General features: G+C 36.1%; 23 protein-coding genes and 1 pseudogene. 13 read left to right on the top strand and 11 right to left on the bottom strand.

Going from position 1 to position 22981, the window contains the following annotated elements:
• The first annotated feature begins 178 nt into the window (after window positions 1-178).
• Window positions 179-1648: a (R)-citramalate synthase gene (locus QZU81_RS09080; RefSeq protein WP_292851321.1), complete on the top strand. Its 1470-nt coding sequence runs from the start codon at window positions 179-181 to the stop codon at window positions 1646-1648.
• 8 nt (window positions 1649-1656) lie between these two features.
• Window positions 1657-2148: a KEOPS complex subunit Cgi121 gene (cgi121, locus tag QZU81_RS09075; RefSeq protein WP_295591421.1), complete on the top strand. Its 492-nt coding sequence runs from the start codon at window positions 1657-1659 to the stop codon at window positions 2146-2148.
• On the opposite strand, the gene QZU81_RS09070 is transcribed toward cgi121, so the two are convergent.
• From QZU81_RS09070 to QZU81_RS09035, 8 genes are all read right to left on the bottom strand, one after another.
• Entirely contained in the window at window positions 2132-3088 is a 957-nt protein-coding gene (locus tag QZU81_RS09070) for a DegT/DnrJ/EryC1/StrS family aminotransferase (RefSeq protein ID WP_295591419.1), read from the bottom strand. The genes cgi121 and QZU81_RS09070 overlap by 17 nt on opposite strands.
• A gap of 2 nt (window positions 3089-3090) precedes the next feature.
• Complete coding sequence (locus QZU81_RS09065) at window positions 3091-4263, bottom strand: hypothetical protein (protein WP_292851330.1); 1173 nt, start codon at window positions 4261-4263, stop codon at window positions 3091-3093.
• Between the two features lie 53 nt (window positions 4264-4316).
• Window positions 4317-5243, bottom strand: coding sequence for a glutamine-hydrolyzing GMP synthase (guaA, locus tag QZU81_RS09060; RefSeq protein ID WP_292851791.1), 927 nt, complete (start codon window positions 5241-5243; stop codon window positions 4317-4319).
• Window position 5244: 1 nt separating this feature from the next.
• Window positions 5245-5502, bottom strand: coding sequence for a hypothetical protein (locus tag QZU81_RS09055; RefSeq protein WP_292823453.1), 258 nt, complete (start codon window positions 5500-5502; stop codon window positions 5245-5247).
• 2 nt (window positions 5503-5504) lie between these two features.
• Window positions 5505-6065: a GMP synthase subunit A gene (locus QZU81_RS09050; protein ID WP_295591416.1), complete on the bottom strand. Its 561-nt coding sequence runs from the start codon at window positions 6063-6065 to the stop codon at window positions 5505-5507.
• A 74-nt stretch (window positions 6066-6139) separates the two neighbouring features.
• Entirely contained in the window at window positions 6140-6637 is a 498-nt protein-coding gene (locus QZU81_RS09045; RefSeq protein WP_295591414.1) for a hypothetical protein, read from the bottom strand.
• A 189-nt stretch (window positions 6638-6826) separates the two neighbouring features.
• Window positions 6827-7738 (bottom strand): NAD(P)/FAD-dependent oxidoreductase, encoded by a 912-nt coding sequence (locus tag QZU81_RS09040; protein ID WP_295591412.1) that lies wholly within the window; start codon window positions 7736-7738, stop codon window positions 6827-6829.
• 107 nt (window positions 7739-7845) lie between these two features.
• Window positions 7846-9138 (bottom strand): dicarboxylate/amino acid:cation symporter, encoded by a 1293-nt coding sequence (locus tag QZU81_RS09035; protein WP_295591410.1) that lies wholly within the window; start codon window positions 9136-9138, stop codon window positions 7846-7848.
• A 100-nt stretch (window positions 9139-9238) separates the two neighbouring features.
• Here QZU81_RS09035 and QZU81_RS09030 point away from each other — a divergent pair, with 100 nt between their 5' ends.
• The 3 genes from QZU81_RS09030 to QZU81_RS09020 all read left to right on the top strand — a co-directional run bounded on the left by QZU81_RS09030 (window position 9239) and on the right by QZU81_RS09020 (window position 10235).
• Window positions 9239-9649: a C-GCAxxG-C-C family protein gene (locus tag QZU81_RS09030; protein ID WP_295591408.1), complete on the top strand. Its 411-nt coding sequence runs from the start codon at window positions 9239-9241 to the stop codon at window positions 9647-9649.
• A gap of 9 nt (window positions 9650-9658) precedes the next feature.
• On the top strand, window positions 9659-9763 hold the full coding sequence (locus tag QZU81_RS09025; protein ID WP_292823435.1) for a zinc-ribbon domain-containing protein: 105 nt from the start codon (window positions 9659-9661) through the stop codon (window positions 9761-9763).
• A gap of 211 nt (window positions 9764-9974) precedes the next feature.
• A complete protein-coding gene (locus tag QZU81_RS09020) occupies window positions 9975-10235 on the top strand; it encodes a hypothetical protein (protein ID WP_292823433.1) in 261 nt (86 codons plus the stop codon).
• Between the two features lie 23 nt (window positions 10236-10258).
• On the opposite strand, the gene QZU81_RS09015 is transcribed toward QZU81_RS09020, so the two are convergent.
• Complete coding sequence (locus tag QZU81_RS09015) at window positions 10259-10528, bottom strand: transcriptional regulator (protein ID WP_295591406.1); 270 nt, start codon at window positions 10526-10528, stop codon at window positions 10259-10261.
• 106 nt (window positions 10529-10634) lie between these two features.
• Between QZU81_RS09015 and QZU81_RS09010 the strand changes: the two genes are divergently transcribed.
• The 8 genes from QZU81_RS09010 (at window position 10635) to QZU81_RS08975 (ending at window position 20318) form a co-directional block, all read left to right on the top strand.
• Window positions 10635-11126: a zinc ribbon domain-containing protein gene (locus QZU81_RS09010; RefSeq protein ID WP_295591404.1), complete on the top strand. Its 492-nt coding sequence runs from the start codon at window positions 10635-10637 to the stop codon at window positions 11124-11126.
• Window positions 11127-11245: 119 nt separating this feature from the next.
• Window positions 11246-11881 carry a zinc ribbon domain-containing protein gene (locus QZU81_RS09005; protein WP_295591402.1) on the top strand — a complete coding sequence of 212 codons (636 nt, stop codon included), beginning with the start codon at window positions 11246-11248 and terminating at the stop codon, window positions 11879-11881.
• Window positions 11882-11965: 84 nt separating this feature from the next.
• A complete protein-coding gene (locus QZU81_RS09000) occupies window positions 11966-12580 on the top strand; it encodes a hypothetical protein (RefSeq protein ID WP_295591400.1) in 615 nt (204 codons plus the stop codon).
• Between the two features lie 38 nt (window positions 12581-12618).
• Window positions 12619-13068 (top strand): hypothetical protein, encoded by a 450-nt coding sequence (locus QZU81_RS08995; protein ID WP_292823419.1) that lies wholly within the window; start codon window positions 12619-12621, stop codon window positions 13066-13068.
• Between the two features lie 228 nt (window positions 13069-13296).
• Window positions 13297-13824, top strand: a complete 528-nt coding sequence (locus QZU81_RS08990; protein ID WP_295591397.1) for a hypothetical protein — start codon at window positions 13297-13299, stop codon at window positions 13822-13824.
• A gap of 189 nt (window positions 13825-14013) precedes the next feature.
• On the top strand, window positions 14014-14460 hold the full coding sequence (locus QZU81_RS08985) for a hypothetical protein (protein ID WP_295591396.1): 447 nt from the start codon (window positions 14014-14016) through the stop codon (window positions 14458-14460).
• Between the two features lie 103 nt (window positions 14461-14563).
• Window positions 14564-15196: a hypothetical protein gene (locus tag QZU81_RS08980; protein ID WP_292823415.1), complete on the top strand. Its 633-nt coding sequence runs from the start codon at window positions 14564-14566 to the stop codon at window positions 15194-15196.
• A 772-nt stretch (window positions 15197-15968) separates the two neighbouring features.
• Window positions 15969-20318, top strand: coding sequence for an Ig-like domain-containing protein (locus QZU81_RS08975; protein ID WP_295591393.1), 4350 nt, complete (start codon window positions 15969-15971; stop codon window positions 20316-20318).
• 608 nt (window positions 20319-20926) lie between these two features.
• On the opposite strand, the gene gatE is transcribed toward QZU81_RS08975, so the two are convergent.
• Both gatE and QZU81_RS08965 read right to left on the bottom strand, forming a co-directional pair.
• Entirely contained in the window at window positions 20927-22792 is a 1866-nt protein-coding gene (gene gatE, locus QZU81_RS08970; protein WP_295591392.1) for a Glu-tRNA(Gln) amidotransferase subunit GatE, read from the bottom strand.
• A 9-nt stretch (window positions 22793-22801) separates the two neighbouring features.
• Window positions 22802-22981, bottom strand: a pseudogene (locus QZU81_RS08965) (Glu-tRNA(Gln) amidotransferase GatDE subunit D); the annotation flags it as partial.

The following is a 22981-nucleotide window of genomic DNA, read 5'->3' as shown; positions in this document are numbered from 1 at the left end:
TATACCTGGTCTCGTTTCGATCCCAGTAGTGAAGTCCTTTTGTGTTTTGTTTGTGTACTATGGTTTTCTATGGGAATTTCATTTCGCTGCAAGCCTTCTATTACAATTATTACTTACTTTTTTTGACGGTTTTTTTTATTTAGCTTAATACATCTATTGCATAATTTTGGTGATTTTTTTGAATATTAAAGTATTAGATACTACATTACGTGATGGAGAACAAACTCCTGGTGTTTCCTTAACTCCTTTAGAGAAATTGAGAATTGCAACTAAGCTTGATGAGATTGGTGTTGATTTTATTGAAGCGGGTTCTGCAATTACTTCCGAAGGCGAAAGGGAATCTATTAAAGGAATAACTCAACAAGGTTTCAATGCGGAAATTTTAAGTTTTTCAAGACCTTTAACAGTTGACATAGACTACTGCTTGGATTGTGATGTTGATGGAGTCAATTTGGTTGTTCCTACTTCTGACTTACATATTTCCGATAAGTTAAAGACTACTCGTGACAAATTATTGGACTTATCTAATACTGCTATCGATTACTGTAAGGATCATGGTTTGATTGTTGAATTATCTGCTGAGGATGCTTCCAGAAGTGATTCTGATTTTTTAAAATCCGTTTTTCTAAATGCAATAGAACATGATGCAGACAGAATTTGCGTTTGCGATACTGTTGGAATATTAACACCCGATTCTTCATTTGAATTATTCAGCAAATTAAATGATATTGAGGTACCTATTGCCGTACATTGCCATAATGATTTTGGTCTGGCCGTTGCCAATACATTATCCGCTTTAAAAGGTGGCGCTTCAGAATTTCATTCCACAATCAATGGTATAGGTGAAAGGGCCGGAAACACTTCCTTTGAGGAATGTGTTGTTAGTATTGACAGATTGCTTCCTGAATTTTCCACCAATGTCAAAATCAATGAGATTTATGACATTTCCAAATTGGTTGCAAGATCTACCGGTGTATATATTCAGCCTAATAAGGCGATTGTCGGAGAAAATGCTTTTGCACATGAATCCGGAATTCATTCTGATGGAATTATTAAGAATTCCGCTACTTATGAGCCTATGACTCCTGAACTTGTCGGCAGAAAGCGCAAGTTCATCGTTGGCAAGCATATGGGAACTCATGGTTTGGATAATAGGTTGAAAGAGTTGGGATTGAATGTTGATAAAGACCAGCTCCAACAAATTTGCAATGATATTAAGGATTTGGCGGATAAGGGAAAAACCGTTACTGATGTTGATTTGCAGGCAATTGCAGATAACGTTTTGGAAATAAATCATGAGGATAGAATTAAGCTTGATGAGCTGACTATCGTTTCTGGAAATAAGGTCATGCCTACCGCTTCAGTTAAGATTACTTTTGATGATGATGAAATTCTTAATGCGGGTGTAGGTTTGGGTCCTGTCGATGCGGCAATCAATGCCCTGAAAACATTGGATGTTTTCAGTGATGTTGACTTGATCGAGTATCACGTAGATGCTATTACCGGAGGTACCGATGCATTCATTGATGTAATCATCAAATTGCAAAAGGGTGAAAAGGTTGTATCTGCCAGAGGTACCGAACCCGACATTATCAATGCAAGTGTGAAAGCGTACATTGCTGGAGTCAATAGATTATTGCGTGATTAGGTGTTTGCATGTATATGGATAACATTCAAATTTTAGGTTTTAAAGCAACAATTAATTCTGTTGGAGAAACACTTAATTTAATTGATTCTATTAAAGATGATGATGAAATAATACAACTTCTTAATGCAGATTCTATTGTTTCTAAAAATCATATCATTCATGGTGTTAACCAGGCAATTCTTGCCTTCGATAGAGGTGAGAATTTAGCCAAGGACTTAAGTGTTGAAATTGTTTTGAGATGTTCTGCCCAAAGACAGATTTCAAAAGCTTTTAAAATATTGGGTTTAAAAGAAGGTGACATTAGTTTATGTGCAGTGTTGGTCAACTGCAAAGATTATGCCTCTGAGCTGTCAGAGATTTTCACACCTGATGAAAGCGTATTCACACCCGATTATGAAAATTTAATGAAAGTATATAATATTGGTGATGATGAAATAAAAGGCATGTCTCTTGAAGACATAATTGTTGATAGAATTACAAAACTCACTGTAGATTACTGATTTCTATCTCTTCTATAATCTTATCCAAATTCTTTTTTTCAAGGCACCTGTAGTCAAGGTTTTTGATTTCGATTGCAATCGCTTTTGCTTTCACGCGATTATAATTCGGACAGGTTGTTATAAATCCTCTTTTATCGGTTTTAAGGTTTTGCTTTAAGTTCCAGCCAACTGATTTCGCATCTTCATGTGGAATAATTACATTAATGCCTCTTTTATCAGGGTGCAAAGTGTTGGTTAGGTGTTTTTTTATGTAGTCGGTAGCATCTAATGTAATCTGCAGATTTTCTTCTGCATTGTCAAGTTCGCAGTCCATACCGCCGCATATGATTTCTGATGCTTTGCTTAGTTTTTGTGGCATTGAAGTATTTTTAAAAATTTCTTCATCATTGCCGGCGATAAATCCTCCGCTTCCGACATTGATTATCTTTGGTGAACCTGTTGATGCAAGAATGATGTCCGAATGTTTTCCCAGTCTGTTCTCAGAATCGCCAATTCCCGCTGATGCATCTTCAATGCTTATGATTCCGTTATTTCTGCAGTATTTTGATATTGATTTTGCATCTTGCTCTGCACAATATCCTGCAAAGCTTGTATAGATTAATGCAGAATCCTCCTTTATATCCAATCCATCAATATCTTCAGGGTCAATAAGGCCGAAATCGGTTTTTAATGTAATGATATTTTTGTTTAAAAATTTTGCAATCTGTTTAAATCCATGCCACCCCCCTTGATCCGGAATGATGATGTCTCCTTTAATGGCTGAAAGCGCAATGAAAATGCTGTTGTTGCCGCTTGAAGTTATTTTGACTTCATCATGATTTGTTAACTTTTTTATTTTTTCAATGCAGCTTTCTTCAAAATTGGTGCCGTCAATTTCGCCTGATGCGACTTTTGACATTGTTTCTCTTGCTTTTTTTGAGGGGGTTTTAAATTTAAACATGATTATCCACTTTTAAAGTACATATCTAGTGTAGTCTGTTTTGTGTGAAGCATCTCATTTAACAGTGTTCCCTGTTTTACGTATCTGTTGACAGGTATTCTGAGCTTGGTGCCGGCATATTTTAAGCAGTCTTCCAATGTTTCGAATTCAAGGTAGGGTCTTTGCATTGCTTCTTTTATGTTTTCCCTTACATTGAATACGCCTAAAGGAACATATCCGTCATATGCTTCCCTTAGAATTACAAGTCCGGACTGCTTTTTAATCTTGAGTAGGTAATCCAGAACGGCCATTTTGGCAGTATAGTAACATCCGCCCACTCTGGAGTACTCTTTTTTGCCGCCGTTTGTTTCGTAATCTGAAAATATCAGCTCTTCATTTTTCATCAGTTTGATGAATGCTTCATACCATTCATATTGCCATTCTGTCGGAGTCAAAATGATGACATAGTAATTGTTGAGGGCTCCAAATTCAAAGACCCTATAAGTATCCAGCCTTTCGAATTTTCTAACGTCCTTTAGGAATTCATCCGCCAATGTCGAATCGCATGCAGTGATTGACCATCGGGTTGGAACGAGTCTTCTCTTATTTTTGGTTCCAATTGCGCCAACTGAAAATGCCTTTTGCATTGCTGTGAAGGGCACATCCTTATTGTGAAGATTGACAACCGCATCAACCGCTTTCAAATCAGTGTCATAAAATGTTTTTTCAAGTTGCCTGTCCCATCTTACCGCATCGATGTCAAAGCTTTCAATAACTGCGCTTGGGCCATGAGGCATGCTGTCTTCTGTAAGCATGGAACCGGTAGGTCTTCTGCCGAATGTGGCTTCGCTGTCGATGGATTTTGATGCAAGTGATATGTCCTGAAGTTTTTCAACAAATGGATTTTCCAGATCATCAATTTTTATCAGCTGTTTTCCCCTTACGAGATTCATTCTGTAGTTTATGATTTCATCTTGGGTCTTGTTTTGACCGATCCAGTCTTCCGGTGAGTCCATGATATGGGTGTCTCCCATTTGAGAGCTCATCATAGGCCCTGCATAGACTTTAGGATAGGACCATCTTCCAATAAAAACTGATGGTGGTGTTGTTCCTTCAAGATTTTTTCCAACTTTAACAGATTTCATTTGGATTTGCTCTGTTAGTTTGGCAAGGTAAGCATTTTTAGTTGTTTTCATATTTATCTAATTAAAAAAAGTAAAAAGAAAAATACTATTAATTAAAATAGTATTTAACAGAATTCGATGGTTGCAGGTGGTTTATCACTAATGGATAAAGCTACGTGGGTAACTTCAGAAACTTCAGATGTAATTCTTTGGGAAATGGTTTTTATGATGTCCCAAGGAAGTTCAGCAACGGATGCGGTCATTGCATCGATTGAGTTGACGATTCTAACAACAACTAAGTATCCAAAGTCTCTTTGGTCTCCTTTAACGCCGGTAGCTTTGGTGTTAGTCAAGACCGCAAAGTATTGCCATACGTCTTTATCGAGACCTGCAGCTTCCACTTCATCACATACGATTTTGTTTGCTTTTCTGCAGATTTCAACATTTTCTCTTGTGAGAGCTCCAACGACACGAACTCCAAGACCCGGTCCTGGGAAAGGTTGTCTGTATACTGTGGTTGCAGGTAAATCGAGTTCGTCACCGATTTCTCTTACTTCATCTTTGTATAAGTCACGGATTGGTTCGCATAATTCCAATTCCATTCCGCTTGGAAGAGCTAAGTTGTGGTGGGATTTGATTTCCCCTTTGGTTTCAATCCAATCAGGAGCGATAGTTCCTTGTACTAAGAATTTAGCACCGGATTTAATAGCTTCCCTTTCAAACACATCAATGAACACTTTTCCGATGATTTTCCTTTTTTCTTCAGGGTCTTCAACTCCAGCAAGGGCATCCATAAATTCGTCGGAAGCATCTACAAACTTGAAGTTCAATCTGTCTTTGAAAGTGTTTGTTACTTGTTCAACTTCTCCTTCTCTTAAAAGACCATGGTCTACAAAAACAGCAGTCAAATTGTCACCGATTGCTTCTTGAACAAGCACGGAACAAACTGAACTGTCCACTCCACCGGATAATGCAATGATTGCTTTTTCATCACCGATTTGGTCTTTGATTTTTTGGACTGCATCTTCAATAAATTCTTTTGGGCTTAACATTTTATTCCTCATCCTCTTCCTCATAATCTTCAATAATTTGTTTAATCATAGCTTCAAGACCATTGTCATTTCCTGATTCAATGGCTTCAAAGATATCATCATATTTAACGAATTTTTCGATTTTAACAGATTTTTCTCCAATTCCTGAAATTCTAAATCCGTATTCTTCATCACCGATAGGGATGTTGACAAATTGTCTTTTTAAAGCAGCTTTGTTTTCAACAGCCTTGTTTTTTAAATCTTCAGCATTATCAATCATTTTTACACCTTTTGGCAAATTTTATAGAAATTTTCAAAAATGGTTGATCCTTTTGGGGTATGATGCACTTCTGGATGGAACTGAATTCCATATACATCTTTGTCTTTATGCTTAAAGGATTCAACATCACATAAGTTTGAACTAGCTAAAATCTCGAATTCTTCAGGAATTGTCTTCACTTCATCCTTGTGGGATGACCAGACATCCATTTCGGGAGCTAGATTCTTAAATAAGTTTTCATCATTATTGATATTTATTTTAACTTGAGCATAACTTTCGGTATCGGAAGTGGAAACTTCTCCACCGTAAGCTTTAGCAATCAACTGATGGCCGAGACATATTCCTAAAATAGGAATATCAAAATGTTTGATGTATTCTTCACTTAAGCCAGCACCTTCCAAAGAAGGCCCTCCGCCGAGGATTAATCCAGTAGGATTTTTAGCTTCAAGTTCATCAATTGTAAGTGTATTTGAAACAAGTTCTGATGGAATCTTTAAGTATTGTAAACTTCTAGCGATTCTATGATTGTATTGGCCTTTATTGTTAATTACTAAAATTGTCATATTATACTCCATGAAAATATAATGATATTATTTTTGGTTTTTTTATTTATTATAGTTTATTAATTATTATACAGTTAGTTTAAAATTCTAATGGAATTTGCAATTTCAGTAATAAAATTCACATCCCCTCCCTCAACAATGATGAGATGTACATTATCGCTGTAGACGCAGGCGACATCAGTGTCCTGCTGGCCATTTATGGTTGTGGTCTGAATAATCCTTGTCATATTGTCTGAAATCTTATCCACTGTGACATTTTCTCCCTGAGTGATGTTTTCAAGAAGGGATTCATCATAATCAATTGTTTTGCCGGTCTGATTGTGATATTCATCTTCAATGTATTTCTGGTTGAATGAGGTAATGGTCAAATCCTCTCCGTCGCACCTGTACATTTCCTTTATGGTTTCATCATTTGGGGTCACATTAAAAAAATAGCTTCCAGAAGGAACTTCGGCTGAAAATTCGCCGAAAACTTCAACTTCCTTCTGGTCTCCATAATAGAGGCTTCCGATCAATGCGGCAGCAATAATAAATATGATTATTCCAAAAAATATTTTGCCTGAGGTTTTCATTTTATCACTTAAAGTTTATATATTAGCTTGAATAAATCAATGTTACATGGAACTTAGAGATTTAATATTCGTAATTGCCGCTATTTTGATAGCTGTAGTATTGCTTAAACTGTTCATGTGGTTATTGCCAGTAATTGTAGTGTTGCTTATAGCATTCTTTATATACATTTTCTTGCAAGAACGCTATAATTACTGAATATCGTTGAATGCGGAAGTTGCAGCAACTGCACCTTCACCGCAAGCAACAACCCATTGCTTTAAGCCAACGCAAACATCACCAATAGCATATGCATAATCAATATTTGTTTTTTGATCTTTGTCAATTATGATGTGTCCTGACTCATCTAAATTGACTCCTATTTGTTTTGCAAGTTCAGTGTGAGGAATATATCCCACGCTAACGAAAACGCCATTTATAGGCATTTCAGTAAGTTCGCCGGTTTGGGTGTCCTTCAAAACTACTGATTCAACGAGCATATCTCCTTTTATTTCATCAACTGTAGCATTCAATATGGTATTTATTCCCGCTTCTTTTATCATGTTCTGCAGGTGCTTTTGGGCTCTGAATTCATCTCTTCTGTGGATTATGGTCACGTTTGCCCCAAGATTTTTAAGATACAACGCCTCTTGAAGGGCACTGTTTCCTCCGCCTACCATGATTATGTCACGTCCGGCAAAGAAAAATCCGTCACATGTTGCACAGTAGCTCACGCCTTTTCCCTTAAATTCCTCTTCACCTTTTGCTCCCAGTTGTCTGTGTGAACTTCCAGTCGCTAAAATAATGGTTTTGGATTGGTAGGTGTCCTTATTTGTTTTGACTGTAAATCTGTATTCATCATCAGTTTTTGCAATTTCAGTTACCTCTTCCAGTTCATGCAGTTCACAGTTTTTAATCGCCTGTGCTTTCATTTTTTCTATGAGTTCCAATCCGGAAATATTGTCAAAGCCGGGGTAATTTTCCATTTCCGGAACTTCACGGCCCAATCCCCCTGCAAGATCCTTGTCGATTATCAGATTTTTTGTCCCTTGTCTTCCTGCATAGATTCCAGCAGTCAATCCGCCCGGACCTGCTCCGATGATAATAATGTCATATTGATTCATGTTAAAACCTCAAATTATTTTATTGTTAAAATAATATTAAAATATTTGGTAATGTTTTGCATAGTAAAAAAAGAAAAAGATTATGCATCCAAAAAGGACGCATATTTTTATTCATATTCAATTCCAATCGTTTGCGGAGCTTTCTTTCCATTAAACACGTCAATATCAAACGCTTTGTTTTGGAATGAAACGATTATTGTACAGATTGCATCTCCAGTCACGTTTACTGCAGTTCTGAACATATCCAATATGTGGTCGATTCCGAATATTATACCTATTGCTTCAACCGGCAGACCTACAGAGTTGAATACCATGGTTAAGGTAACAAGTCCCACTGAAGGAACACCTGCAGTTCCTATTGAAGCCATAACGGCGGTGAAAATTACTGTCAGGAGCCCGGCCATTGTCAAATCCATACCATATGCCTGTGCAGCAAACATAACGGCACAGCCCTGCATGATAGCGGTTCCGTCCATGTTGATTGTTGCACCTAATGGAATTGTAAATGATGAGATTTCAGGGGAAACTCCCATTTCGGATACCTTTTCCATGTTGATAGGTATTGTTGCATTTGATGTTGATGATGAGAATGCAAAGAACATTACGGATACGAACTTCTTGAAGAACCTGATAGGGTTCAGTCTGGTGAATGCCACAAGCAGTGATGGATAGACTATGAATGCCTGTATTGCAAGGCCTATGAGAACGCATATGATGTATTTTCCCAGAGGCAGAAGGCCTTCAAATCCTAAACCCGCAAATGTTTTTGCCATTAGACAGAATACTCCTATAGGAGCGAATTTCATTACGAGTGATGTCAGTTCCATCATGATGTGGTTTGTCTGCTCGAAGAATCTAGTAACGACTGATACCTCTTCCTTTAATTTGGACAGGATTATACCTATAAGCAATCCGAAGATAATTACAGGTAGCATGTCCCCGCTAGCCAAAGAGCTGAACGGATTGTCCGGAACCATATTTAAGATGGTGTCGGTCATTGTCTGGTTAAGAGTAACGTTTGCCACATCCGCGCTTGCAACCATATTCAAACCTGCACCCGGCTGAATCAGTGCACCTAATCCGAGTGCAATTGTAACGGCCAATGCGGTTGTTATAAGATATATTAATATTGTTCGCCCACCGATAGTACCGATTTTTCTGATATCAGAAATTGACGCTGCACCAACGACTATGGAACAGAACACGAGCGGTACAACCAGCATCTTCATTAACTTGATAAATAAAGTCCCACCTAAGTAAAAGACATTGTCAATTAGGATTATGTTCTTAATGAAGTGGTCTGAGACAAAAAAGTTTAAAAACAAACCCACAAGAAAACCTAAAATCATCCCAATCAATATCCAATTACTGAGACTGATGCTTTTTAGTTTGCTTATCATCATTTTCCCTCAACTTTTTTTTATATACATAATATTTGTTGCGGTTGTTTAATAAAGTATATGTAAAAAATTTAATAATGACTTTGACATATTAATTAATATGAATCGTATAGATGATGCAGTTCAATTATTTGAAAATGGTTATGTGTGTTCTCAAGCGGTTTTTGCAGCGTTTTCCACAGATTTTGGAGTTTCCAAAGAGGATGCATTGAAAATCGGTGCCTGTTTTGGAAGCGGAATGCGCAAAGGTGAAGTTTGCGGCGCATGCACCGGTGCCTTGATGGCTTTGGGGTTGAAATATGGCGATGACAAGGCCAGAAGCGATGAGGTTTGCGTCAAATTTTTGAATGAGTTTGAAGAGGCAAACGGGTCCTTTGTCTGCAGGGACTTGCTTGAATGCGACATCTCAACCGAAGAGGGTGTTGCATTTGCCCGAGAACATAACCTGTTTAAGGAGATCTGTCCAAAAATGGTTGAATCCGCAGCAGAAATCGTTGAAAAATTGATTTAGGGTGATAAAATGAAAACATGTCCAAATTGCGGTTCTGTGCTTGCAGACAATGAGCCTTACTGTGAAAATTGCGGCTATGACCCGGATTTTGACGGTGACGGCTGGGAAGACTAATTGATAGATTTTTTTGGGGAATATTTAAATTAATTCCTTCCCTGACATTTTAAAAAATGGTATTGTTGGATGACAAAACTATGTTTGAAACTAAATGAACTTTTTTTTTTTAAATTTAATTGATTTTTGATAAACTTTATATATTATTTGTGCTTATTTTTTTTATTGTGCCTAGTTGCCAATTATTTTTTTCATAATTTGGAGTTGTTATATGGATTCAGTTGAAATTACATCAGTGATTATAGACAAGCTTGAAAAAGTTTTAGATTTGGGGTTCAATAGATTATATGTTAATGTTGATGATTTGGAAAATGGCTGTGGGTTCTTAAGGATATTGGCTATGCAGAAATCTGAATACATTATTGTTTATGAAGGCACTTTCTCATGGGATGTGTGCCGCAGGGTATTGGAGATGCTTGAGAAATCCCAGTATGATATAACTGATTTTACTACTAAAATGGCAGATGATTGAATATAATATTTATTACTAATTTTTCAGGATTTGATGTAATTCAAAACATATTTCCCGTCATCAGTTAATGCATAAAGCTTTCCTTTGCGAATGTTTGGTGTTGCGCAATAGACCAAATCATTTTTTCTCAATTGTGATAGTAGGTTGCTGATATGGTTTGTCCTTACGTTAATCGCATCACCAATCTGTTTTGGTGTATGTAATTCACTATCCAGATATAGGAGTATGTTTTTCCTATGCTCTGATGCCAAAACATATGCAATTTTCTCTAAAAGTTTGTCGTCATTACACATGTAGTCTATATTTGTATAATATTAAAGGCATTGATATATATACTATTACAACCATATTTTCCATTAATAACACACTTTTAATACATTATATTAATGGGGTTGAATTATGGTTACATGTCAAAGTTGTGGATTTGAAGTTGAAGATGGAAGCAAGTTCTGTAAACATTGCGGATCAGAAATAATTGTCGAAGAAGAAACAGTTGATAGCAATGAAACTAAATTCTGTGCAAACTGTGGCTTTGAAATGCCTAAAAGCAATAAATTCTGTCCGGAATGTGGAAGTTCAACAGATAGTGCTCCTAAAGTTGTAAACAATGTAAACAATTCTGTTGTAAATTCTGATAAAAATCCGGTTCTGGCAGCTATATTGTCCTTTTTGATTGTTGGTTTGGGCCAAATTTATTTAGGTTTAAACAAGAAGGGAATTATCCTATTTGTCGCTGCAGTTATCTCCGGAGTCTTAATGCTGTTCATTATAGGATGGATTACATGGCTTCTTGTATGGGGTTATGCGATATATGATGCATATAACTCCTGTGAAAAAATTTGCAATGGAATTCCTGTGGAAGACACCATAGACATTAATAATTTATTCTAGAGTTGATATATAATGCCATTTTGTCCTAACTGTGGAAATAAATTAATATAATTGGATGATTTTATTAATTCAGAGAGTTGGTGAAATATATAATTTACAAATTTTAATGGGTGTCAATTATGAAATGCAGCAAATGTAATTTTGAAAACAAGGATGGGGCGAGGTTTTGTACTAAATGCGGCAGTACATTGTCCCAAATGGATAATAAATCCAGTTCAGCTAATTCAAACGGTTCGAAAAATATTATCATTGTTTTAGTTGTCATTGCTCTTATTTTAGTTGGATCAATTGCTTTTTTAACATTCAACTCAACATTTAATTCAGTTTTAGGGGATTTAAATCCTTTAAGTAATGTTTCTGATAATGTTCAGACTGATGATAATGAAAATAATGATAGTGCTGTCGAGGAATCTGATGATGCAGCTTCTACCAAATCAACCAAACAGGTAGAGAAATCCAAGGAATGGGTGTCAATAGGCAGTTATTCAGGGTCCGGTTCCGGTTCACAAACAATAAGCGTTCCTGAAGGTAAGATAATGGTTAAACTTTCAGCATATCCTATCAAAAACTATGCTACAAATCATTTATATGTTTCAGGTTCAAACGGCGAATCCGGAGGTGTTGACTGGGGTTCAAAAAGCGCCGTTGAAACAAGATCAGACTCCTTTACCTATACTTCATCATCTGAAGAAATCTTCACAATCGACTACTATGAAACAGTAAGCTGGGAAGTTGAATTTTTCAGATACCAATGAGGTAATGCTTAATTAACCAATGTGTTAAGAATGTGAAGTAGTGCCATTGCACTACTCTTTTTTTTCTTTTTGGAGGAGATTGAAATGGAACACAAGAATATTATCATAATACTGATTGCAATTATTATTGTACTAAGCGCTATTGTTGGAACAATGCTTTTACAACCAACTAATACAAAAGAACCGACTGAAGTTAAAATTATTAGCAATTCAACACTTTCTGAAGGAGATGAACTAGTAATGCAGTTAGCGGGATTAGATGGAACTGCAATTTCAAAAGAAAAAGTTGATATTGTAATAGTTAACAAAAAGGGTGATGTTTTAGTTAACAAAACAGCCAAAACTAATTCCAAAGGTAAGGCGAAGATTGATTTGGATTTAAAAAAGGGCAAATATGATGTTAATGTTACTTTTGGAGGAAACGAAATATATAATTATGATACCGCAACACAAATATTAAGAATTAATCAAAAAACCACAAAAATTGTTAGCGATGAAAACACTGCAAACACGAATAATTATCCGAATTATAATCCAAGTTTTGGTTATTATCGTTCTATTGAACAACAGGCTGAATTATGCCTTATAGAAACAGCTAATGGTGAATATTATGTTTTAGCTGGTGATGGATATTATACCTATGATGGCCATGATTCCCAAGGATATATAAAATTAGGATCGTATGTTGGTAAATACTGATTAGATGATTATGGAAAATATTTCTTTAAGTGAGTGGTATGGAGAAAAATAATATTATAATAATTGCTTTGATTGCGCTTATCATTGTTCTTTCAATAGGTATAATTGTATCTATGCAAAATTTTGCAAAAACAGATGCTAATGTTGAAACAAATGAAGGCACTTCAATTAATGAAACTACAAGTAATTCTGTGGCACCGGATTCCATAACCTTGGAATTGTCTGAATTTGATACGAAAGTTTCTAAAACTGTTGGTGAATATACTGTAGAAGCAGAAAAATGGAGGGGAGAAACTGTTGGAGGATTTGGCGTTTGGCTATACAAGAATGGTCAATTAGTTGATAAAGATTCCTATTTGTCTAGAGCATATTTCTACATGGATGGTGAATGGAAATGGAGCGAATGGGGAAATGGTGAAGATGCAAACTACCATAAATATCCAGTAAGCAATGATGTTGAGATTCAAGAGATTGAAGTTAAATTTTAGGGGTATAATTATAAACATGTAGTGAATAGCATCTACATGTTTTTTATTTTTTTAAACTGAAAAACAAATGGATTAAGAACATCAATTTCATTTCAAAAATAATTGTATTTTCAAATTTTCATATGAAAAATAAGAAAACAGAATTGTGTGGGTTCTTAAGAGATGTTTTGGGGAATTGTTATATACATATGATTGACACAATGTTAATATATATAAGAGTTGATGGTTATGGAACATAAGACAATAATAATTATATTGATTGCAATAATTGTTGTTCTTGCAGCTATGATTGGAATTACTGTTTTACATCCATTCGATTTGAATGGCACTGCAATATCCAAGGAAATAGTGAACGTCACAATAACCAATTCAAAAGGCAAAGTTGTGGTTGATGATGTTGTCAAGACCAATTCTAAAGGTAAGGCAAATCTTGATTTGGATTTAAAGAAAGGAAAATATAATGTTAATGTTTCTTATGATGGAAATGAGAACTATACTGGAAACAACACAACACAGAAATTAACTATAAATGAAAAAGAAGTTGTTGTCGAACAACCAGTTTATCGTCAAACAACTTCAACACAATCTTCAAGTTCCTCAAATGAAATTCGATTTGATGAGGAACTAAATGTATATTATGATAGTAATGGTAAAGTTGTTGACCCTGATGGAAAACATCCACAGGCTGTTGGAGAGAGTTATAGTGACCTACGTGATTTAAGAGATAAATGGGAACGTGGTGAAGTTGATATTTAATAATATCAATATTAAAATCGTTATCAAGTAACTTGCTTTGGCTGTTACTTATTTTTTTATTTTCTACAGAAAATAATATGGATACATTAATATTCTCTCAAAATCTTAACATTTTTTCATTTTCCCAGTTCAATATATATACATATGATTTACACAATTCTAATTATATTTAATTAATAGGAGAGCGATTTGAATGGCACTGCAATATCCAAGGAAATAGTGAACGTCACAATAACCAATTCAAAAGGCAAAGTTGTGGTTGATGATGTTGTCAAGACCAATTCAAAAGGTAAAGCAAAACTTGATTTGGATTTGAAAAAAGGCAAATATAATGTTAATGTTTCTTATGATGGAAATGAGAACTATACTGGAAATAATACAACACAAAAATTAACAATTGAAGAAAAAGTTGTTGTTGCTCAAGCCAGCAGTTCATCTAGCTCATCTTATTCATCCAGTTCAGGTGATACTTATGTTGAAAGTACAGATGGAGTTTTAACATATGGATATAAGGATGGAAGATATGGCTTTTGGACTCCATCTGGAATATTTCATGAGGATAAAAGTAGGGCAATGGCTGGTATAGATCCTGTTGAACCATTCTTAGAGGATGGGTCCTGGGGAGACCAGTTATAATTTGTAATTATGGTGTATGGAATCTATAAGAAACAGCAAAAGTGAAAAATTAAATGTAATAAAACTCAAAGAGGATATTATAATGGGATATGGGTGAAAAAATATGTTTTCAAGAAATAAGATATTCTTATCTTTAATGATAAGTTTTTTGATATTGATTAGCAGCATTTCTGTTTGTGCTGCAATGGAAATAAATGGTGGGGCTTTTTATACAGATGGGGGTTTAGATGATTTAACTTATGCTTCCGTTGATGTGGGCACCAAGTATTCCGGCGATGATGTAATTATACAAATTTTCTACTCCCGTGACGGCTCTGATTTAAATAAGGGTAACATGGTTCCTAAAACTGTAAACTCCAAAGGATTTGTTAATGTAAAAAGCGCTGATTCATATAAATATTTCCCGGATAATGCCGAAATTAAAATATATGATGCAAACAAGAACTTATTAGATTCACTAAAGGTAAAGTTATCTCCAAGTAAAGGAATTCAAACTTTTGGTTCAGGGGACTATGACCACAGTTATATTGAAGGAGCTAGTTCTTCTAATGATGATTCGGGTGGATCAAGTAGCAGCACTCATGTAATAATGGGTGAAGATGGATATTATTATCGTGTTGATGATAATGGAAATATATTAGAAAATTTGGGTCCTAGTAGCAAATATTACCCAAATGGTGTTTATTATCCAGATGCAGAACCTGGTGACAGGTACATTGATAAATCTGTAGGTTAAAATGAAAAAATTAATTATAAAATGTTGATACTTATATCAACTACTTTTTTTATTTTTTTCACTTCTTCATGTATACTTGGTGATTAGTATTTGTGAAAGTGGATATGTGCTTTTTTAATGTTGACCATTGGCATGAGTAAATTTATACTTGTTAGCTTAATTGTTATAAAAAATAGAGAGTTTTCTTGTTTAACAGGGGTATTAAACACCAGTGTTTTTTTGAGGAAAAATTATAATTTGGCAGATTTTTTCTTCGACTTGTATCTCATTACAAAAAAGTATTATCACAAGAATTGGCAGAACGGCAAGGAGAATTTGATAATCATAATGATGAGTTTGAATCTGAAGTGAAATATTTGATGGATACTGAAGAGGAGTGGGAAATTGTAAGATTTGAACACATTGATGCATAGTGCCACTATCAGATATTGAAATGAAAGTTAATAGGATCTGCAACAGAACATTTCTCGATGATTTTGTTGTTGGTGATGTAAAGATCAAGGAAAATAGCTCAGGAAATAGTTTTACTGAGGTAGGGGCATTGAAAATTCCTGTTATATGAAATTTGAATTGGAGAGGCATTACAAATCTTGTGCAGAATGATGTGTTTTATATATTAACCATATTTTTTTCATTATATATTTATATATAGATTTATAGACTTTAAATCATATATCGTGATGTTTTATTCAATGGATAATATTTTCCAATATTGTTTGTTTACCATAAAACATTTTTTTATAATCTTATATTCAAAGGTGTGTTGGAGAAAATGAGATACAAAAAGCATATGATAATATTGCTGGCGGCCATTTTTCTGTTTGCAATGGCAACAGCAAGTGCAAGCGATTCGAATGATGTGCTGACGGCCAGTGCTGATGATTCGCCTGTTGAATTGTCCGAAAGTGGAAAAAGCAATGAATTAAGTTTGACTGATGAAATACAAATAATCGGCGAGGCAAATAACCCGGAAGTAATGGGTGCACCAGATAATGGAACATTCGCCGCATTGGACTATAAAATTAAAACAAGCAAGGATGACATAATAAAATTGGAAAACGATTACAAATATGAGGGAGAGGGATATCCCAACGGAATCCTAATCAATAAGTCACTAATAACTATTGATGGTCACGGCCATACAATCGATGCTGACGGTAAAACAAGAATATTCAATATTACGGGAGAGCGGGTTGAATTTAGAAACATTACTTTTGTAAATGGTTGCGCAGAAAATGGTGGTGCACTTTACTCAAGTGAGTCTGTCTCTGTGAGGCACTGTAATTTTGTTAATAACTCTGCTAATAAGTGGGGTGGTGCAGTTTACTCTAATTATGGAGGCCCGATTTTTTCGAGTAATTTTGTTGCTAACTCGGTTGTTAAGGATAATGAGGAAGGTGCAGGTGGTGCTGTCTATTTCTATCAGGATTATGGTAATCTTTTTAATGACATTTTTGTGGATAACTATGCTGCAAACTATGGTGCGGTTCATCTCGCCAGTTGGCGGGGCAATGTCAGGGGTTGTATTTTTGTAAATAACTCTGCTAATAAAGGTATTATTGGTCAGGCTTTTGATTCAACTGATAGAATTCAAATCCACGAGAATATCTTTTTAAATAATAATGTTTCAGTTAATATCATTGATTTTGCCGCAGGTGAAAATGTTGATGCCAATTTCAACTGGTTTGGGTCTAATGCAACTGACTATACTAAAAATCCTGATTTGCAATTTGGTGATGTCTGGCTGTTTTTAAATGCTACTGCCGATCCGGATTCAGTGATTGTTTCGGGCACATCAGACATTACCTTTAAATTATATGCATTCGATTCAACTTCAAATATCGTATCCGACTATAACCTTGCGTTTACAGATCCGGTCGGCCTGACTGTAACTGCAATAGGTGGCAATGCAAGTTCTTCAATTATTGATTTTGGAGAAACAGTCACATATACTGCAAACACCGCCGGAACAGGTAAAATAACTGCATCAATAGAAAATGCAGCATACACTATAGAAGTAAATGTTATTAAGGCAAATTCAACATTAACAGTTGATGATATGGTATTTGAGTATAATGCCGCAGGTTCCACTACAGTATCTTTCACCAATGCAACCGGTGTTAAGGCCAATGTCGTGAATCACACTGAAGCTATTGTAAAAGTTGAGGAAAAAACAATAACCGTTTCCAATTTGGCAATAGGAAACTACACTTTAAATGTCACTACCCTAGTTGATGGCAATCACAATCCGGTTACAGAAACTGCCGCCATTACAGTCAAAAAGGCACCGACTGAAATTAGCATAATCAATCAAACCATGAATCTGAAGGCAAAAGATACGGTCAGTGATTTTGCTAATTTAACTCCAGCCGATGCAGGCAATTTGACTTTTGTTTCAAGCAATGAGGATGTTATAATAGTTAAAGGCGGTAGGATTGTTGCCGTTGGTGCAGGTAAGGCCAATGTTACTGTTTCATTTGCAGGAAATGAAAATTATACTGCTGCTGAAAACAAAACCGTTTCACTCACCGTTACTGCATTGGATGCAAGCGTTAATGTCACCAAGACACGCTATGAACTCATTATAGATGAAACTGATAATATTGTTGTCACTACTGTGCCTGAGGGTTTGAAGGTTGATTTCACAACCGATGACGATGATGTGATTTCTGTTGATGGCGAAGGTAAAATCACCGCTTTGGCTGAAGGAAATGCCCTGATTTATGTTAGTGTCGGAGACAATGTGGTCTATAAATATAGTGTTGTTAATGTCCATGTCACTGTAAGCAAAATACCAACTGAAATTAGTTTAACCAATGAAACAATTGATTTGAAGGTATATGGAATAGCTGATGGTTTGGCTAACTTAACTCCTGCGGATGCAGGCAAGTTAACCTATACTTCAGATGATGAAAGTATTGTTCTTGTGGATGAGGCCGGTTTGATTTTTGCACGGGGTAAAGGCACTGCTACAGTTACAGTTTCCTTTGCGGGTAACGATAAGTATGCAGCGGCCGAAAACAGAACCATCACAGTAAATGTAACCTTGAATTATGCAAGCGTCAGCACCGAAAACGACACTATTGATTTATATGTTGATGATGCCTGCATAATTAATGCTACAGCCAATCCAAGTTTCCTTACTGTTTACTATGCCTCAAGCAATGAATCCGTTGCTACTGTTACAGATTATGGTAATGTAAAAGCTGTAGGTGAAGGTACTGCCGTTATTACATTAACTGTCGGCAACGGCGAAACCTATGCAGTCAATTCCACAAATGTAACTGTAACTGTAAGCAAAGTTCTTACTGAAATCAGCATTGAAAATGATACTCTTAAGTTGGAAGTTACTGATGAGGTTGATACTGGCGCTACTTTGACTCCTGCAGATGCAGGTAATGTTACTTATACCATTAGTAATTCATCCATTGTTAAAGTTAAGGATGGTAAGGTTATTGCTTTGGCTGAAGGTGAAGCTGCAATTACTGTAAGTTTCGTTGGTGATGTTAAGTATGCTGTAGCTGAAAATAAAACCATTACAGTCAATGTCAGTTTGAAGGATGCAAGTGTCAGTGTCAATAATGATACTTTGGTTTTATTTGTTGATGATACATTTAATCTTGTTGCTACAACTGAACCTAAAGATTTAACTGTTAATTTCACTTCCAGCAATCCTTCTATCGTAACTGTTGATAATAAAGGCAATGTTGTAGCTGTAGGTGAAGGTATAGCCAACATTACTGTTAGTGTTGGTTGCGATGGCGTTTACGCTGAAAATTCAACCATTGTAACTGTAACTGTAAGTAAAATACCTACTGAGATTATTGTTCAGAATGCTACTGTAGATATGAATGTTGGTGACATATTTGATCCGGTTGTTAGTTTGATGCCTTCCAACGCAGGCAGATTATCTTTCAGATCAAGTAATGATACGGTTGTACTTATAAACGGCCATGGTATGATTAAAGCTGTAGGTGAAGGTAACGCAACTGTTACTGTAGCGTTTGATGGTAATGAGAAGTATGCTGCGGTTAGCAGAAACATCACTGTTAGTGTAAGCAAACAGGACGCAAACATAAATGTTTCAATGCCTGAAAACGTGACTGTCGGTGAGAATTCAACCGTTAATGTGGTTCTCCCTGATGATGCAACAGGAAATGTCACAGTTATGGTTGACGGCGAAGTCGTTGATACCGTAGCTGTAACAGATGGAACTGCAGATGTCACAATTCCACCAATGGTTGCAGGAAACCACACAGTTGAAATAGATTATTCCGGTGATGACAAGTACAATTCAGCTTCAAAAACCCCTACAATAACTGTAAACAAGGATTCCACAAATATAGCCTCAGCAGATGTGACTGCAACATACAAAGTCAATAAATACTTGGTCATCAAGTTGACTGACAGTAGGGGAAATCCATTGGCAAACAGTACTGTAACCGTTGAATTAAGTACCGCTAAAAACTACACTAGCGATGAAAACGGCCAAATCAAGGTTAAAGTCAGCAATAAGGCTCCAAAAACATACACTGCAAAAATAACATTTGCAGGTAACAATAACTATCTTGGATCAGAAGCCACTGCCAAGGTTGTTGTCAAAAAGGCAACTCCAAAAATAACTGCCAAAACAATAACATTCAAGACAACAACAAAAACCAAAAAGTACACAATAACCTTAAAGGACAATACCGGTAAGGCAATCAAGAATGCAAAAGTCGCCTTGAAAGTTAATGGCAAAACATACAAGGCCACAACAAACAGCAAAGGTAAGGCTACATTCAAGATCACCAAACTGACCAAGAAAGGAACCTTCAAGGCAACAGTAACCTACAAAGGAAACAAATACTTCAAAAAAGTGACCAAAAAGGTTAACATCAAGGTCAAGTCAGTCTGGAAGACCGTTCAGAAAGGAAGCAAAAATAAGGCAATTGTCAAAAAGATCCAAAGGGCATTGAAAAAACACGGATACTATCTTGAATACAAAGGCCACTACCTAAAAGTTGACGGAATATTCTGGGACTACACTAAAATGGCTGTTAAAGAGTTCCAAAACGACAAAACATTGAAAGTGACTGGTAAGGTGGATGAAAAAACCGCCAAAAAACTTGGAATAATTTAAATTCTAATGTAGGTGCACATTTGCATCTACAATCTATTTTTCTTTTTTTTAACTAATCTTTCCATCTGTCAAAATACTGCTTCATAGCCTATTTCATTTTGCACTTTTGTTTTTCAGCTCTCATTTTCGCGCATCACTTCCTTCAGTATTTCAATGCTGCTTTGACCGGTCAAGCACTTTTAGCAAGTTCGTGTATACTGCTTAATTCGTAATTGTTAAAGTTTATTCATAGGGCTGTTAATTTCATTATTGGCATGATAAAATAAATACTTCATAAATATCTGTTTTTAAAAAGAGAGAGTAGTGGTGTTTAACAGAGGTATTAAACACCAGTGTTTTTTTGAGGAAAATTATAATTTGGCAGATTTTTTAATTTTTCCTTCGACTTGTATCAAATTAGAGAAATTGTGAAAAATCTAATTTAACACGAATTCTAAATTTGGAGAGTGTATTATTATTTGACTAATAATGTGAGAGTGTTTTAGGTTTACCTAAATTTCATCTCTATTATATAGTTTGTCATGATAGTATATAAAGCTTTCTATTTTTTTAGGTATGCCTAAACTTTTAGCATTTTCAAAAAAAGAGAAAATATAGGAAACATGTTCCTAAATTAACTTTTGAATTTCTTCGCGCACGATCTTGTTGACCATACCACCGTCAGCTTTTCCCTTAAGCTGTTTCATGCACATTCCCATTAAAGGACCCATAGCTCCCATCTGACGTTCCTTTACCATTCCTTCATTGTTTGCAACAATCTCTGCAATGATTTTTGCCACATCATCCTCGCTGAGCATGGTCAAGTTGCTTTTCTCAGCTATTTCTGCAATGTCAACGGCAGGTGTTTTAATGGTTTCGACTGCTAGTTTACGAACGCTGTCCTTTGCGATTTTTCCGTCAGCTAAAAGAGTAAATATGCCTTTGAAGTGTTCCAATGTCAACACGTTAACATCAAGGCCTTCCCTTTTAATTTCACGCAAATCATATGCAAGAAGTGATGCCACTGGTGTTGCATCAACATCAACGTCAGCCAAAATGGCTTCAAACATGTCTGCCTCTTGCCTTTTGACGAGCTGTGTTGCCAAATCTTCACTTAACTTGTATTCTTCAATGATTCTGGCCTGTTTCACGTCAGGCAATTCCGGCAAGTTATTGGCTATCGGTTCAATTCTCTCTGAAGTAATCTTGAATAATGGAATGTCGGTTTCAAGGTACATCCTGTTTGCGGTTGGAAGAGGTCTCATGTATTCTGTGTTACCGTCGTCAAGTGCTTTTCTTGTCTCTTCAACAACACCTTCAAGACCTAATGCAGCTCTCCTTTTAACCTCTTCTAAAGCGGAAACTGCAATGTCTTCATCATGTGCAACAATAATGAATGCATCATCTTCGCCGATATTCAGGAATTCTGTGACTTTGTCAACTTCTTCCTGTTTAATTCCATAAGCAGGCAATTCATCAGAGTGGAAAATTCCCGCAACTCCACGTTTTTTGGCATAGCTTGCAATTTCAGTACCGAATCTTCTGCCAGGCTGCACTTCACGGCCAATCAGTCCGTCATAGCCTTTCAATACAACTGCCTTAATGGTTTCGGCAGACTTCAATATTTTGGATTCGGTATCTGCAAGAAGATCATCCAAATCATGAATCTCTTCAAGCACTTCAGCATTTCTGGAATTAAGTTCCTTTTTAATGTCAATCAAAGCCAATTGCCTTTCAACTTCACGGTTTACAATTTCAGCCATCAAATCCAAGTCCTGAACACCCTTGATTTCCACACGTGCACCTTCTGCAATGGAAATGTTCAAGTCCTGTCTGATTGTTCCAAGACCTCTTTTAACGTTTGTGCTTCTTAATATCTGGCCGAGCATATATGCAACTTCCCTTACCTGATCCGGGTGGTGCATTGAAGGGTCTGTTGTAATTTCAGCTAATGGTATACCTAATCTGTCCAATCTGAATTCGGTAAATCCGTCTTTGGTTTCAACTCTTCTTGCGGCATCCTCCTCTAGACCGAGACTTTCAATAACTACTCTTCCATATGGGGTGTCAAGGTAGCCGTCGGTTGCAACCATACCGGTTCTTTGAAATCCTCCGGTGTTACTTCCGTCAATAACCTGTTTTCTCATTGTATGGAACTCATCCACAATGTGCATGTTCATTAGACATGCAATTGTGATACAGATGTCAAGAGCTTCTTCGTTTAAGCTGTGAGGTGGTTCATCATCGTTTTCAACGAGGCATGTGTGCTTTTCAAAGTTTTCATATTTGAAGTTCAATCCTCTTAAGGACTCCTGCAGGGCCGCACGGTCAATTTCACCGAGCTCTGATTGGGTTGGCCTTAATTTCCTTTGAATCAATTCATCAAAATCATCATCAACAAGCTCTGTTTTACATGGACAGAACAATTTATGCTCACTGTTTAATTGTTGGTGAATCTCAAGTCCCATTTTTAATCCTAATTTTTCGTAATCCATAATAACCACCTAATTCAAGAAATCCTTAATTGAAGATTTTTCTTTAAATTCACCTGCAATATTTGTTTGCATAATCTTTTTCACTTCATTGTAATCGTCGCTTTGACCTAATGCCCAGCACAATTTCACATATGCAGTTTCAGGGGTCATGTCCCTGCCGGAAATCACTCCTGAATCAATGATGTTACG

Origin of the sequence: uncultured Methanobrevibacter sp. (genome assembly GCF_902770715.1) — an archaeon.
Taxonomy (GTDB): domain Archaea; phylum Methanobacteriota; class Methanobacteria; order Methanobacteriales; family Methanobacteriaceae; genus Methanocatella.
This window is presented reverse-complemented; position numbering and strand designations above follow the sequence as displayed.

Coding starts and splice junctions, on each gene's coding strand:
- cgi121 (WP_295591421.1), top strand. CDS start 1,657: ATGTATATGGATAACATTCAAATTTTAGGTTTTAAAGCAACAATTAAT.
- QZU81_RS09070 (WP_295591419.1), bottom strand. CDS start 3,088: ATGTTTAAATTTAAAACCCCCTCAAAAAAAGCAAGAGAAACAATGTCA.
- QZU81_RS09065 (WP_292851330.1), bottom strand. CDS start 4,263: ATGAAAACAACTAAAAATGCTTACCTTGCCAAACTAACAGAGCAAATC.
- guaA (WP_292851791.1), bottom strand. CDS start 5,243: ATGTTAAGCCCAAAAGAATTTATTGAAGATGCAGTCCAAAAAATCAAA.
- QZU81_RS09055 (WP_292823453.1), bottom strand. CDS start 5,502: ATGATTGATAATGCTGAAGATTTAAAAAACAAGGCTGTTGAAAACAAA.
- QZU81_RS09050 (WP_295591416.1), bottom strand. CDS start 6,065: ATGACAATTTTAGTAATTAACAATAAAGGCCAATACAATCATAGAATC.
- QZU81_RS09045 (WP_295591414.1), bottom strand. CDS start 6,637: ATGAAAACCTCAGGCAAAATATTTTTTGGAATAATCATATTTATTATT.
- QZU81_RS09040 (WP_295591412.1), bottom strand. CDS start 7,738: ATGAATCAATATGACATTATTATCATCGGAGCAGGTCCGGGCGGATTG.
- QZU81_RS09035 (WP_295591410.1), bottom strand. CDS start 9,138: ATGATAAGCAAACTAAAAAGCATCAGTCTCAGTAATTGGATATTGATT.
- QZU81_RS09030 (WP_295591408.1), top strand. CDS start 9,239: ATGAATCGTATAGATGATGCAGTTCAATTATTTGAAAATGGTTATGTG.
- QZU81_RS09025 (WP_292823435.1), top strand. CDS start 9,659: ATGAAAACATGTCCAAATTGCGGTTCTGTGCTTGCAGACAATGAGCCT.
- QZU81_RS09020 (WP_292823433.1), top strand. CDS start 9,975: ATGGATTCAGTTGAAATTACATCAGTGATTATAGACAAGCTTGAAAAA.
- QZU81_RS09015 (WP_295591406.1), bottom strand. CDS start 10,528: ATGTGTAATGACGACAAACTTTTAGAGAAAATTGCATATGTTTTGGCA.
- QZU81_RS09010 (WP_295591404.1), top strand. CDS start 10,635: ATGGTTACATGTCAAAGTTGTGGATTTGAAGTTGAAGATGGAAGCAAG.
- QZU81_RS09005 (WP_295591402.1), top strand. CDS start 11,246: ATGAAATGCAGCAAATGTAATTTTGAAAACAAGGATGGGGCGAGGTTT.
- QZU81_RS09000 (WP_295591400.1), top strand. CDS start 11,966: ATGGAACACAAGAATATTATCATAATACTGATTGCAATTATTATTGTA.
- QZU81_RS08995 (WP_292823419.1), top strand. CDS start 12,619: ATGGAGAAAAATAATATTATAATAATTGCTTTGATTGCGCTTATCATT.
- QZU81_RS08990 (WP_295591397.1), top strand. CDS start 13,297: ATGGAACATAAGACAATAATAATTATATTGATTGCAATAATTGTTGTT.
- QZU81_RS08980 (WP_292823415.1), top strand. CDS start 14,564: ATGTTTTCAAGAAATAAGATATTCTTATCTTTAATGATAAGTTTTTTG.
- QZU81_RS08975 (WP_295591393.1), top strand. CDS start 15,969: ATGAGATACAAAAAGCATATGATAATATTGCTGGCGGCCATTTTTCTG.
- gatE (WP_295591392.1), bottom strand. CDS start 22,792: ATGGATTACGAAAAATTAGGATTAAAAATGGGACTTGAGATTCACCAA.